The organism is Romboutsia sedimentorum (assembly GCF_030131845.1).
Lineage (GTDB): Bacteria > Bacillota > Clostridia > Peptostreptococcales > Peptostreptococcaceae > Romboutsia_D > Romboutsia_D sedimentorum.
The window spans coordinates 1-13,088 of sequence record NZ_JASKYM010000011.1; the positions used below are offsets into that span (position 1 = coordinate 1).

The window sequence follows — 13,088 nt, forward strand, 5'->3', positions numbered from 1 at the left end:
CCCACCGTAAGGGTAAGACCCCAGGAAGACTACCTGGTTGATAGGTCGAAGGTGTAAGTGCAGTAATGTATTTAGCTTACCGATACTAATAGGTCGAGGACTTGACCAAAAATAAAATCTAACGATTTTATATCGCAACTAAAAAACAGTTGCTAAAATTAAATGATTAATTCTAAATGGTATACAGTTTTCAGAGTATTAACTCTAAAACTAAATGCGGGTGTAGCTCAATGGTAGAGTTCTGGCCTTCCAAGCCAGCTGTGAGGGTTCGATCCCCTTCACCCGCTCCAAATTAAATAAAGATTATGTGGTTATTATAGCAAAGAGGATACACCTGTTCCCATTCCGAACACAGAAGTTAAGCTCTTTAGCGCTGATGGTACTTGGTGGGCAACTACCTGGGAGAGTAAGACGTAGCCACGTAATCTTTTTTTGTGTTTAAAAATAAGGTCTTCATTTGAAGGCCTTATTATAGTTGCTAGATAAATTAAATTTTGAAATTTGGAGAAACTATATGAGAATTCAATTAATTATTTGAGTATAAATTAGTAAATAACTTGAAAGCTAAAATCTAAGGAGCGATACAGATGAAGAAAATTGCATTAATTTTAGTAATAGTAGGAGCACTTAATTGGGGTGGAATAGGTGTTTTTGGAGTCGATTTACTAGGAAATGTTTTTGGTGGAACATATGAAATTGTGAGCAGGATGATGTATTTTGCAGTAGGTATTGCTGGAATATACTTATCTTTCACATTTGGTCAAATAATTAATAATAATTCTTAGTAGCTAAATAAAAGTCGTTGATAAATTTTATAATATCAACGACTTTTAGCTATATAAAATATAATAATTAACTTTAAAATGATTAAATTTAATATAAAAGTAATGTGTTATGTTTAATAGAAATTTCTAAAATTTATAGAAATAATAATTATAATTAATTTAAAAATAAATATAATTTTTTAATTAATATAAAATTTATAGAAATTGTGTTTGATTTAGTTATAATAAGATATATTAACAAATGTAAGGAGAGTAAAATGGATACTTCAATCATAGATAAATTAAAAGAAATAGTAGATACAAATTTAATATCATTTCATATGCCAGGCCATAAATTAGGCAAAGTTTATGACAAACTAGGATACTCAGATATATTAAAAAACATATATAAAATGGATACAACAGAGATAGACGGAACAGACAACTTACATTCACCAGATGGGATAATAAAAAAATCGCAAGAACGAGCTTCTAAGGTGTTTAAAAGTAAGCATACATATTATTTAGTTAATGGAAGTACATGTGGCATACAAGGGGCAATAATGGCATCATGTTTACCAAAAGACAAAATTATTGTAAATAGAGACTGCCATCAGTCAGTTATAAACTCTTGTATATTAGGCGACATAGAACCTGTATATATAAGACCTAAAATAAACATACAAACAAATATAATAGAAGGCATAGAAAGACAAGATGTCATAGATACAATAGATAATAATTTGGATGCGAAGGCTATTTTGGTAACATATCCAACTTATTATGGAAAAACGTATGATTTAAAAAAAATATGTGACTATGCCCATGAAAAAAATATGGTGGTTATAGTAGACGAAGCACATGGATCTCACTTGGGGTTAAGTGATAAATTGCCAAAGACTGCATTAGAACAAGGTGCAGATATAGTTATACAAAGTACTCATAAAACCCTACCTTCATTTACTCAATCATCTATGATACATATACAAGGGAATAGGGTAGATATAGATAAGATAGGACAAATTCTAAGAATTATTGAATCTTCAAGCCCATCGTATGTGCTTATGTCATCATTAGATTTAGCAGTAGATATATATGAGAGCAAAGGCGAATTGCTAATGAATGAACTTTTACTAAACATAGATATATTTACTAATGATATGAAGGATAATGAATTTATAGATGTGTTTAATGAAGATGATAAAACAAAAATATTTATTTCAACAAAAAAAATGGGTATAACAGGATATGAATTAGAAAAAATACTAAGACAAAAATATAATGTACAAGTAGAATTAGCTAATTATTATGGTGTATTATTAATATGTACCATAGGAAATGAAATAGAAGACTTTAATATAATAAAAAAAGCGTTAAATGATATTAGTAAAAACTTTCATAGTGAAAAAACTATAGAAACTATCCAATATCCAATGAGTATACCTCTAAAAGTATTAAGTCCTCGAGAAGCATTTTATAAACCTAAAAAACGTGTTAAAATATATGAAAGCATAGGAAAAATCTGTGGAGAATATGTGATACCTTATCCACCAGGAATAAGCTTATTATCTCCAGGAGAAATAATAACAAAAGAAATAATAGATTATATATTACTGTGTAATGAAAAAGGAATGAATGTAAGTGGAATAAAAGACTCAAGCTTACAGTTTATAGAGATAGTAGTAGATTAAAAAATATATAGGAGGTGAAAATCTGATTTTAAAATTATTATTTTAATCAGGACATAATTATGAACGGAAAGTTAATAATCATAGAAAGTGGATCAGATGCAAGCGGAAAAGCCACTCAAACCAAGAAATTGTATGAAAGGCTATTAGAAGATGGGTATAAAGTTAAAAAAGTTGAATATCCAAACTATGAATGTGAATCTTCAGCTTTAGTGAAAATGTATTTAAGAGGGGACTTTGGAAAAAAAGCTTCTGATGTAGACCCATATATTGCATCTACATTTTATGCAGCTGACAGATATGCATCATTTAAAACGCAGTGGGAAGAATTTTATAATGAAGGTGGAATAATACTTGCCGATAGATATACAACGTCTAATATGGTTCACCAAGCGTCTAAAATGGACAAGTTAGATAGAGATAAATATTTAGAATGGTTATGTGATTATGAATTTAACTTATATAAGATACCAAAACCTGACTGTGTTGTATTTTTAGATGTTCCCGTAGAGTTTAGTAAAAAGCTTATGGAAAATAGAAAAAACAAGATAACAGGAGAATCACAAAAAGATATTCATGAAAGTGATATAAAATATCTAGAAAAATCTTATAATAATTCGCTAGATATAGTAGAAAAATATAATTGGAACAAAATTAATTGTTTACAAAATAATAATCTAAGAAGCATAGAAAGTATACATGAAGATATTTATAAAGTAGTTATAGATACAATTAAATCTTCGGAGAGGTAAATATGTATTTTGAAAATATAATAGGGCAAGAATTTGCTAAAAAATATATAACAAATTCAATTAAAAATAATAAAATAAATCATGCGTATATGTTTGAAGGTATAGAGGGAATAGGGAAAAAAAGATTTGCAGATGAATTAGCTAAAATATTATTAGATGGCTACGATATAGATAATAATCCTGACTATATAAATATATATGCAGATGGGAATAGTATAAAAATAGCACAAATAAGAAAACTACAAACAGACATAATAATCAAACCACATAAGGATTATAAAATATATGTAATAAATGATGCACAAAAAATGACAGTAGAAGCACAAAATGCATTATTAAAGACGTTAGAAGAACCGCCTAAGTATGCTATAATGATTTTAATTACAAATAATAAAGAAATACTACTAGATACTATAAAATCTAGATGTGAGATAATTAAGTTCCTACCTATATCTTTAGTAGAGTTAAAAAATTATTTAACGAAAAATGGTATAGATGATAATAGGGCTCAATTATTAGCGACATTTTCAAGAGGTAGTATAAAAAGAGCATTAGAGTTATCTGAATCTGCAGAATTTGCAATTATGAGAGAGGATATACAGTCATACATACAAACAATACTTGATAAAAATATAGTAGATATATTAGAAATACAATCTAGCATGGATAAATACAAAAAAGATATAGCTAGTGTATTAGACATGATGGTAAATTATTTTAGAGATATAATTCTTTTAAAAGAAAAAATAGATAAAAGTATGATAATAAACTCAGACAAAATAATATTTCTACAAAATATGGGTAAAAAAATTACATATTCTCAAGTATCTAAAATTATTGATATAATAGAAGAAACAAAGAAAAAGATAAAAAGCAATTGTAACTTTAATATCAGTATACAAGTTATGGCTTTAAATATATATGAGGTGATTAAATGATAAAGATAGTGGGTGTTAGATTTAAGAGCGCAGGAAAGATATATTATTTTGATCCAGTTGAATTAGAGATAGAAAAAAATATAGATGTAGTAGTTGAAACTGCAAGGGGACTAGAATATGGGACAGTAGTGGTTGGGCCAAAAGAGATAGAAGAAAGTGAATTAGTTTCACCACTAAAACCAATTATAAGAATAGCTACAGAAGAAGACACTAAGACATATATTGAAAATAAAGAAAAGGCAAAAGAAACTTTTGAGTTATGCCAACAAAAAATAAAAGATCATGATTTAACTATGTATTTAATAGATTGTGAATATACATTTGATAGAAATAAACTAATATTCTACTTTACAGCAGAAGGTAGAATAGACTTTAGAGAACTTGTAAAAGATTTAGCTGCAATATTTAAAACTAGAATAGAGTTAAGACAAATAGGAGTAAGAGATGAAGCTAAATCAATAGGGGGATTAGGACCTTGTGGAAGAAGTCTTTGTTGTTCTTCATGGCTTGGAGATTTCCAACCAGTATCAATAAAGATGGCTAAAGATCAAAGTTTATCATTAAACCCTACAAAAATATCTGGAATATGCGGAAGATTATTCTGTTGCCTAAAGTATGAACATGATGTATATACTGAAGCTATAGATGCAATGCCTGTAGTAGGTTCTTTAGTAAAAGTTGAAGAATTGAAGGGAAAAGTTATAGAGATAAATCCGCTTCTAGAGCAAGTTAGAATAGAATTTAATGATAAGACTATAAAGATATGCCATAGAGAAGAAGTTAAAGTTCTTCAAGAACCTAAAAAATGTAATGGTGGTTGTGGTAATCTTAAAGAAGAAGGTTTAGATGCAGCAACAATAAGAGAATTAAAGAAACTAGAAGATTAAAAATAGTTTAAATAAGAGAATTAAGGGGGTAGGATTTTTCCTACCTTTTTATGATATAAGACAATTTAAGTCATAAGACATGGAAGGAGATATACATGGAAATACAATTAAAAGAAAGTGAAAGAATAGATGACTTGCAACTAAAGGGTCTAAAACTAATACAAGATACTAATGGATTTTGTTTTGGAATAGATGCGGTATTATTAGCGAATTTTGCAAAAGTAAAAAGAGGTGCTAATGTAGCGGACTTAGGAACAGGAACGGGAATAATACCAATATTAATAGCAGGAAAAAGTGAAGCTAAAAAAATAGTAGGTGTAGAGATACAAGAAGAAGTTTATGAAATGGCTACTCGTTCTGTAAAGTTAAACAATTTAGAAGATAGAGTGCAAATAGTAAATGCAGATATAAAAACAATAGATAAAGAACTAGAAGTACATGGATACCATGTAGTAACTTCAAACCCTCCGTATATGCATATGGATGGAATAAAAAATCCTAATGATAAAAAAGCAATATCAAGACATGAAGTAAAATGCAACTTAGAAGATGTTATAAGAGCAGCTTCAAGATTAACAATGCCTAAGGGTAAATTCTTTATGATACACAGACCAACTAGATTAGTAGATATAATTGAACTAGGAAGAAAGTATAGATTAGAGCCTAAGCAACTACAATTTATACATCCAAGAGCAAACAAAGCACCAAATTTAGTTCTTGTAGAATTTGTGAAAGATGGAAGACCGGAGCTTAAAATATTAGATCCATTATATGTATATGGAGAAGATGGAAATTATACAGACGAATTAAGAGCAGTATATGCAAATGAAGATATAGGAGAAAATTAAATGAGTGGAAAATTATATATATGTCCAACACCTATAGGCAATTTAGAAGATATGACTTATAGAACAGTAAGGATATTAAATGAAGTAGATGTAATAGCAGCTGAAGATACAAGACACAGTATAAGACTTTTAAATCATTTTGAAATATCAAAGCCATTAACTAGCTACCATGAACACAATGAAGAATCAAAAGGTGGATATTTAATAGAAAAGTTATTAGCTGGAGAAAACATAGCTATAATAAGTGATGCAGGAATGCCAGGAATATCCGATCCAGGAGAAGTAATAATAAAACAAGCTATTGAGAATAATATAGAGATAGAAGTATTACCAGGAGCAACAGCATCTATAACAGCACTAGTAGGTTCTGGACTTCAAACACGTAAATTTGTTTTTGAAGGATTTTTAGATAGAGACAAAAAAGTAAGAAGAAATCAATTAGAAGAAATAAAAGAAGAAGCAAGAACTATAATATTTTATGAATCACCACATAGACTAAAAGAAACTCTAAAAGACATGCTAAAAATATTAGGTAATAGAAAAATAGCTGTAAACAGAGAACTTACAAAAAAATATCAAGAGATAATAAGAGAAGACATAGAAACAGTTATAAATATTTTTAATGAAAAAGATGTTAAGGGTGAGTTTGTATTAATAGTAGAAGGTTTTACAGGAGAAAAAACTGTAAAAAATAATTATGATGACCTTAATGAAAGAGAATATGTAGTAGTTTTAATGAAAGATGGTATGGACAAAAAAGATGCAATTAAAGTAGTATGTAAAGATAGAAAACTTCAAAAAGACATAGTATATAAACAAGTATTAGACCTATAAAACATAAAACTTGAGGTGATGTAGATGAAACTACAAAATATATTAATCGATAGCTTATCTTGTGATAGTACTTATAAAAAAATCATTGAATTAGATGAAAATAAAACACTAGAAAAGATAATACCTAAAACAAAAGATATGAAACTAAATGGAGAGTGTAAATATCATGTAGTTAATGTATATAATCACTCATTAAATGCTTTAAAAGAATTTGAAGATACAATTGATGAAGATAAATTTTTTTCATCTCATTTAAGAAGCTATATAAAAGATTACTTAAATAGTGATGCAGGTACTAATTTAAATAAACTTCAATTATTAAAACTAGGAATATTTTTACATGATATAGGAAAGCCCGATAGCAAAACTGTAGATACTGAGGGAAGAGTTCATTTTAAGGGACATGAAATCGTAGGAGCAGATATAGCTGTTAATTTAGGCAAAGATTTAGATTTACAGGAAAAGACAATTGATTTGCTTAATATATATGTAAGACACCATATGATACTTTTGGTAACTTACAAAACCAATAATATGAGTCACGAAAAATTATTTGAGATATTTGAAACATTAGGAGACGATGTTATAGGTGTTTTATTACTAGGATACTGTGACATAGTTGCTACTAGAAAACTATTGAATCCCCATGAAGATACTGGTGTAATAAAAATATATATGGAATACGCTTTAACAAACTATATATATAAATATAAAAAATAAAAAAATATAGATTACTTATAAATATAAGTAATCTATATTTTTTTATATATCGTAAAAAGTACCTATCAATACTTTTTAAATAACATGTACATAAATACATTTTAATTTCTATAATATAGCTTTTGCATGTATAGGAGTTGATAGTATAACGGAAGTTTTTGTTGAACCTATTTTCTTTATAGAATCAATAACGTTTTCAAGTTCATACATATCTTTAACAATAACCTTTAGCACAGAACAATCGTTACCAGTTATATGATGGCATTCTACTATTCTATTATCATTACGAGCTTCTTGAATAAAATCTACATACTTATTGCTAGGCAGAGATATGTGTATAAAAGCTTTGATAACTCTTCCTAAAGCATCAGGATTTACTATAGCCTTGTAACCTTCTATTATTCCTGCTTCTTCTAATCTCTTAACTCTTTCAGAAACAGCTGGAGAAGTTAATCCAACTATTTTACCTAAGTCTTTCATAGAAACTCTACCGTCTTTTTGTAGAATGTCTATAATTTTGTGATCTGTAATATCCATGTTTGAATCCCCCTTAATTAAGATAATATATTATAAAAACTTTTTAGAATCTATCATTTCATTTTTTAAATTCCAAAGATCATCAGATAAATCAACTTTATAAGTTTGAGGATTTGAAAGTCTTCTATATCCTTCCCATAAAGTATTTAACTCATCTTTTACATAATCTCTTATTTCCATAACTGACTTATGTTCATGTTTGCACTCCCCGTTTATAAATAAAGGTTTGTGAAGTTCTTTGATTTTGTAATTAATAAAAGTTTTAGCTTTCCAATTATAAATAGGATGGAATACCGTTAAAGGTTTAGATTCGTCTATAACCTCATTATGAAGCATTATTAAATCTGCCTCAGCTTTGTGACTTTCATTGTATATTCTAACAACTTTTTTATATCCTGGGTTGTTAATTTTTTCAGGATCTTCAGATAATTTTATTTTAGGCTCAATTATATCACCTTTAAAAGATGCGGCCAATTTATAAACACCACCAAGTGATGGTGAATCTGCAGAAGTTATTAGTTTTGTACCAACACCCCAAGAATTTATAGCAGCACCATCTGATTTTAATGAAGAGATAGTATATTCATCAAGATCATTAGAAGCTGTAATACTAACATCCCCAAATCCCTCTTTATCTAAAACTTTTTTACATTCTTTAGATAAGTATTGTAAATCCCCTGAATCTAATCTTATTCCTAAAGGCTTATAATCGTTTTCTTTTAGTTTCTTAAAAACCTTTATTGCATTAGGAAGACCACTATTTAATACATTGTAAGTATCAACTAATAAAAGGCACTTATCTGGATATATATCAGCATAAGCCTCAAATGCTTCTAATTCTGTATCAAATTTTTGAACCCAGCTATGAGCTTGAGTACCTATTAAAGGTATATCAAATAATTTTCCAGCCAAAACATTTGCAGTAGCATTACATCCTCCGATTACAGCCGCTCTTGCACCATATGTACCTGCATCAGGACCTTGAGCACGACGTAATCCAAACTCTAGTACAGGATCTCCTTGAGCAGCAAAGCAAACTCTAGAAGCTTTAGTAGCTATAAGTGATTGGAAATTAACAATTGTAAGTAATGCAGTTTCAATAAGTTGAGCTTGGTATAACGGAGCCTTTACAGTAAGAACAGGTTCATTAGGGAACATTATAGTTCCTTCCTCAACAGCGTATATATCCCCAGTAAATTTGAAATCTTTTAAAAATATTAAAAATTTATCAGAAAATAAATTTAAACTTTTAAGATATTTTAAATCATCATCTGAAAAATGAATGTTATTTATATAATCAACAAACTGCTCAATACCACACACTATGGTATATCCACTATTGCATGCATTTTTCCTAAAAAACATATCAAATACTACAATATCCTCATGAATATTTTTTTCGAAATATCCATTTAACATAGTAAGTTGATATAAATCAGTAAGAAGTGTTAAATTTCTCATTGTATTTCTCCTTAAATTAAAAATTATATAAAACCCCACACATATACTAAAACATAATATAGTACAACTTTCAAGTATAAAGTGTTATATGTGTATCATAAAATTATTTAGGAGGTGTGGTATTTAATGGGAAAAATATGGTTTTATATGCTTTCGATAGGAATAGTAGGAAGTATAATTTTTGATAATTTAGGAGAATTAAATAAAGTTATATTAACAGAAGCATCAAGAGGAGTTGAATTTGCTATAAGTTTAGCCGGAGTTATGGCGCTTTGGATGGGAATAATGAATATAGCTAAAGATTCGGGTTTAATAGAAAAAATTGGTAACAAGCTCAATCCTTTAATGAAAAAATTATTTCCATCTGTACCCTCAGGGCACAAAGCAATGTCTTATATGGTTATGAATATAGCGTTGAATATGGTGGGAGCGGGTAATGGAGCAACAGCATTTGGACTAAAAGCTATGGGTGAATTACAAACACTTAATAATAAAAAAGATACCGCTAGTAACGATATGATAATGTTTTTGGTAATAAATATATCCTCAATTCAAATAATACCATTTACGATGCTAAAAGTTAGGATGGACTTAGGCTCACAAAATCCAGGAGAAATAATACTAACAACTTTATTTGCAACAATAGTATCTACAATAGTTGCTATAATAACATGTAAAATGCTACAAGGTAATAGGAGGTGTAAGTAGTGGATTTATTTTCTAATATACTTATACCACTTATAATACTTTACATAATAGTTTATGGAAGATATAAAAAAATAGATATATATGATAGTTTTATAAAAGGAGCAATCGATGGATTAAAGTCAGCATGGTCTATAGCTCCATACATAATCGGAATATTTTTAGCTATAGGTATATTTAAAACAGGAAAAGGGATAGAGATGCTAGAATTTTTATTTAAACCTATAGCACAGCTAATGAGTATACCAAAAGAACTTATTGGATTGATTATAGTCAAGCCATTATCTGGGAGTGGAGCATTAGGAATGTACACTGAACTAGCTCAAAGAGTAGGTGTAGATACATTGATAGAGAAAATGGGATCTACTATGGTAGGTGCATCAGAAACTATATTTTATACAATGGCTATTTACTATGGAAGTTTAAAAATAAAAAACACAAGACATACTTTAACTTGTGCTATGATTTGTCATATAGCTGGGGTAATAGCGTCTGTATTTGTTTGCTATGTAATGTTTGTTTAAAATAATATTTATATGATATAATAAATTAATATATAATAAAGCATAAATTTATCAAATTAAGCTTAAATATTAATTAAATTTGAAGTATAATAATATGTATAGAATATATTGATTTAGTAAAATATACAAATATATAATAAGCTAAGAAGAGAAGAGTAAATAAGGAATTTTTCTACAGAGATCTAGATTAGGTGAAAGCTAGTGATAAATAAATTATTGAAGATGGTCTCAGAGCTTTTTATCCGAATGATAGATTATCTATCTTTAAGATAAGACGGTTAGATTCGTTATAGTCTACTAAGATATCTAAACATAATTATTTAAAATAAAATAGTTTATATAGTTTCTTGTAAAACATTATAAATTATATTTATAGATATTAGAGTTTAGGTAAATTAGGGTGGTACCGTGATTAATCTCGCCCCTATGTTTAATAGGAGGCGAGTTTTTTAATATAAGGAAAATAAAATGGAGGTAAAATTATGACTAAACCAAGTTTTTATGTAACAACACCTATATACTATCCAAGTGGAAACTTACATATAGGCCATACTTATACAACAGTTGCAGCTGATGCAATAGCAAGATTTAAGCGTTTCTGTGGATATGATGTAAAATTTTTAACAGGAACTGATGAACACGGAGAAAAAATACAAAAAACAGCTAAAGAAAAAGGTATGACTGAAATAGAATACTTAGATAAAATGATCGCAGATATAAAAAGCTTATGGAATACTATGGATATATCATATGATGATTTTATAAGAACTACTGAAAATAGACATGAAGCGATAATACAAAAGATATTCACTAAGTTATATGAACAAGGCGATATATATAAAGGTGCTTATGAAGGAAGATACTGTACTCCATGTGAGAGTTTTTGGACAGAGTCACAATTATTAGAAGGGAATAAGTGCCCAGATTGTAAAAGAGAAACTTATATAGCAAAAGAAGAAGCTTATTTCTTTAAATTATCTAAGTATGAAGATAAATTAAGAGAACTATTCGCTGATCCTAATTTCTGCTTCCCAGTATCAAGAAAGAATGAAATGGTTGCAAATTTCTTAGACAAAGGTCTAGAAGATTTATGTGTAACTAGAACTACTTTTGACTGGGGTATAAAAGTACCATTCGATGAAAAACATGTAATATATGTTTGGGTAGATGCTTTATGTAACTATATAACAGCTCTTGGATATATGAGTGAAGATGATAGTGAATATAAAAAATTCTGGCCTGCAAATGTTCATATAGTAGGTAAAGAAATAATGAGATTCCACACAATAATATGGCCAGCAATACTTATGGCATTAGGTGAAGAAGTTCCTACACAAGTATACGGTCATGGATGGATATTATTTGATAATGATAAAATGAGTAAATCAAAAGGAAATATAGTATACCCTGAGCAAATGATAGAAAGATATGGAGTAGATTCGCTTAAATACTTCTTATTAAGAGAATTTGCATTTGGTCAAGATGGAAACTATACTCATAAAAACTTTGTAACAAGACTTAACTCTGACCTTGCAAATGATTTAGGAAACTTAGTAAGTAGAACAGTAGCTATGGTAGAAAAATACAATGATGGAATAATACCAATGGTTAAAGAAAATACTGAATTTGATGCAGACTTAAGAGATGTTGCAAAAACTTCAGTAGAAAACTTTGAAAAAGAAATGGATAAACTTCAATTTAATGAAGCATTAGAAAGTGCTTGGAAATTAATAAGAAGAACAAATAAATATATAGATGAAACTATGCCTTGGGCTTTATCTAAAGATGAAGCTAAAAAAGATGTATTAGATACTGTATTATACAATTTATGTGAATCTATAAGAACTATAGCAACTCTTATAAATCCAGTAATGAATGATACTGCTAAGAAAATATATACTCAATTAGGAATAGTTGATGAAAGCTTAACTACTTGGGAAAGTTTAAAAAGCTTCGGATTAATAGGTGAGAATACAAAAGTTCATAAAGGGCAATCTTTATTCCCAAGATTAGAGGTTGAAAAAGAAGTAGAAGAATTAAATGAATTATTCTCAGAAAAAAAAGATGAAGAAACAGCACAAGAGCCAATAGAACACAAAGAAAATATCACAATAGATGAATTAGACAAAGTAGAACTAAGAGTAGGAAAAGTTTTAAGTTGTGAGAAACATCCAAAAGCAGATAGATTATTAGTATCTCAAATAAAAATAGGACCAGAAACTAGACAAATAGTATCTGGAATAGCTTCTTGGTATAAGCCTGAAGATATGGTAGGAAAAGAAGTTATAGTTGTATGTAACTTAAAGCCGGTTAAATTAAGAGGTGTAGAATCTCAAGGTATGATATTAGCAGCTGGAGATGATGGAGATGATTTAGTAGTTCCAATCGCAAGTGGTGCTAAAGATGGATGCGAAGTTTGTTAATAAGTTA

General features: G+C 28.6%; 13 protein-coding genes, 1 tRNA gene and 2 rRNA genes. 14 read left to right on the plus strand and 2 right to left on the minus strand.

What is annotated here, in order from left to right:
* The 11 genes from QOZ84_RS14450 to QOZ84_RS14500 all read left to right on the plus strand — a co-directional run.
* Positions 1–109: ribosomal RNA gene (locus QOZ84_RS14450) — 23S ribosomal RNA — on the plus strand; the annotation flags it as partial.
* A gap of 107 nt (positions 110–216) precedes the next feature.
* Positions 217–290 (plus strand) — tRNA-Gly (locus QOZ84_RS14455).
* Positions 291–306: 16 nt separating this feature from the next.
* Positions 307–423, plus strand: a 5S ribosomal RNA gene (rrf, locus tag QOZ84_RS14460).
* A gap of 164 nt (positions 424–587) precedes the next feature.
* Positions 588–785 (plus strand): DUF378 domain-containing protein, encoded by a 198-nt coding sequence (locus QOZ84_RS14465; protein WP_284133650.1) that lies wholly within the window; start codon positions 588–590, stop codon positions 783–785.
* Between the two features lie 257 nt (positions 786–1,042).
* The gene (locus QOZ84_RS14470; protein ID WP_284133651.1) at positions 1,043–2,455 is read left to right on the plus strand and encodes an aminotransferase class I/II-fold pyridoxal phosphate-dependent enzyme; all 1,413 of its coding nucleotides are present in this window, start codon (positions 1,043–1,045) and stop codon (positions 2,453–2,455) included.
* 59 nt (positions 2,456–2,514) lie between these two features.
* Positions 2,515–3,204 carry a dTMP kinase gene (locus tag QOZ84_RS14475; protein WP_284133652.1) on the plus strand — a complete coding sequence of 230 codons (690 nt, stop codon included), beginning with the start codon at positions 2,515–2,517 and terminating at the stop codon, positions 3,202–3,204.
* Between the two features lie 2 nt (positions 3,205–3,206).
* On the plus strand, positions 3,207–4,142 hold the full coding sequence (locus tag QOZ84_RS14480; protein WP_284133653.1) for a DNA polymerase III subunit: 936 nt from the start codon (positions 3,207–3,209) through the stop codon (positions 4,140–4,142).
* Entirely contained in the window at positions 4,139–5,029 is an 891-nt protein-coding gene (locus tag QOZ84_RS14485) for a PSP1 domain-containing protein (RefSeq protein WP_284133654.1), read from the plus strand. Before QOZ84_RS14480 ends, QOZ84_RS14485 begins: the two co-directional genes overlap by 4 nt.
* A gap of 95 nt (positions 5,030–5,124) precedes the next feature.
* On the plus strand, positions 5,125–5,877 hold the full coding sequence (locus tag QOZ84_RS14490; protein ID WP_284133655.1) for a tRNA1(Val) (adenine(37)-N6)-methyltransferase: 753 nt from the start codon (positions 5,125–5,127) through the stop codon (positions 5,875–5,877).
* The gene (rsmI, locus tag QOZ84_RS14495) at positions 5,878–6,711 is read left to right on the plus strand and encodes a 16S rRNA (cytidine(1402)-2'-O)-methyltransferase (RefSeq protein WP_284133656.1); all 834 of its coding nucleotides are present in this window, start codon (positions 5,878–5,880) and stop codon (positions 6,709–6,711) included.
* A gap of 24 nt (positions 6,712–6,735) precedes the next feature.
* Positions 6,736–7,431 carry an HD domain-containing protein gene (locus QOZ84_RS14500; RefSeq protein WP_284133657.1) on the plus strand — a complete coding sequence of 232 codons (696 nt, stop codon included), beginning with the start codon at positions 6,736–6,738 and terminating at the stop codon, positions 7,429–7,431.
* Positions 7,432–7,539: 108 nt separating this feature from the next.
* Here QOZ84_RS14500 and QOZ84_RS14505 read toward each other — a convergent pair whose 3' ends face one another.
* Entirely contained in the window at positions 7,540–7,968 is a 429-nt protein-coding gene (locus tag QOZ84_RS14505; RefSeq protein WP_026899666.1) for an Lrp/AsnC family transcriptional regulator, read from the minus strand.
* Between the two features lie 30 nt (positions 7,969–7,998).
* Positions 7,999–9,429, minus strand: a complete 1,431-nt coding sequence (locus QOZ84_RS14510; protein ID WP_284133658.1) for a nicotinate phosphoribosyltransferase — start codon at positions 9,427–9,429, stop codon at positions 7,999–8,001.
* Positions 9,430–9,555: 126 nt separating this feature from the next.
* Here QOZ84_RS14510 and QOZ84_RS14515 point away from each other — a divergent pair, with 126 nt between their 5' ends.
* The 3 genes from QOZ84_RS14515 to metG all read left to right on the plus strand — a co-directional run bounded on the left by QOZ84_RS14515 (position 9,556) and on the right by metG (position 13,081).
* Positions 9,556–10,137 (plus strand): nucleoside recognition domain-containing protein, encoded by a 582-nt coding sequence (locus QOZ84_RS14515; protein WP_284133659.1) that lies wholly within the window; start codon positions 9,556–9,558, stop codon positions 10,135–10,137.
* Positions 10,137–10,658 carry a spore maturation protein gene (locus QOZ84_RS14520; RefSeq protein ID WP_026899663.1) on the plus strand — a complete coding sequence of 174 codons (522 nt, stop codon included), beginning with the start codon at positions 10,137–10,139 and terminating at the stop codon, positions 10,656–10,658. Before QOZ84_RS14515 ends, QOZ84_RS14520 begins: the two co-directional genes overlap by 1 nt.
* A 482-nt stretch (positions 10,659–11,140) precedes the next feature.
* On the plus strand, positions 11,141–13,081 hold the full coding sequence (gene metG / locus QOZ84_RS14525) for a methionine--tRNA ligase (RefSeq protein WP_284133660.1): 1,941 nt from the start codon (positions 11,141–11,143) through the stop codon (positions 13,079–13,081).
* Positions 13,082–13,088: the final 7 nt, after the last annotated feature.

Excerpts from the sequence above, each read along its gene's own strand:
- QOZ84_RS14465 (WP_284133650.1), top strand. The coding sequence starts at position 588 with ATGAAGAAAATTGCATTAATTTTAGTAATAGTAGGAGCACTTAATTGG.
- QOZ84_RS14470 (WP_284133651.1), top strand. The coding sequence starts at position 1,043 with ATGGATACTTCAATCATAGATAAATTAAAAGAAATAGTAGATACAAAT.
- QOZ84_RS14475 (WP_284133652.1), top strand. The coding sequence starts at position 2,515 with ATGAACGGAAAGTTAATAATCATAGAAAGTGGATCAGATGCAAGCGGA.
- QOZ84_RS14480 (WP_284133653.1), top strand. The coding sequence starts at position 3,207 with ATGTATTTTGAAAATATAATAGGGCAAGAATTTGCTAAAAAATATATA.
- QOZ84_RS14485 (WP_284133654.1), top strand. The coding sequence starts at position 4,139 with ATGATAAAGATAGTGGGTGTTAGATTTAAGAGCGCAGGAAAGATATAT.
- QOZ84_RS14490 (WP_284133655.1), top strand. The coding sequence starts at position 5,125 with ATGGAAATACAATTAAAAGAAAGTGAAAGAATAGATGACTTGCAACTA.
- rsmI (WP_284133656.1), top strand. The coding sequence starts at position 5,878 with ATGAGTGGAAAATTATATATATGTCCAACACCTATAGGCAATTTAGAA.
- QOZ84_RS14500 (WP_284133657.1), top strand. The coding sequence starts at position 6,736 with ATGAAACTACAAAATATATTAATCGATAGCTTATCTTGTGATAGTACT.
- QOZ84_RS14505 (WP_026899666.1), bottom strand. The coding sequence starts at position 7,968 with ATGGATATTACAGATCACAAAATTATAGACATTCTACAAAAAGACGGT.
- QOZ84_RS14510 (WP_284133658.1), bottom strand. The coding sequence starts at position 9,429 with ATGAGAAATTTAACACTTCTTACTGATTTATATCAACTTACTATGTTA.
- QOZ84_RS14515 (WP_284133659.1), top strand. The coding sequence starts at position 9,556 with ATGGGAAAAATATGGTTTTATATGCTTTCGATAGGAATAGTAGGAAGT.
- metG (WP_284133660.1), top strand. The coding sequence starts at position 11,141 with ATGACTAAACCAAGTTTTTATGTAACAACACCTATATACTATCCAAGT.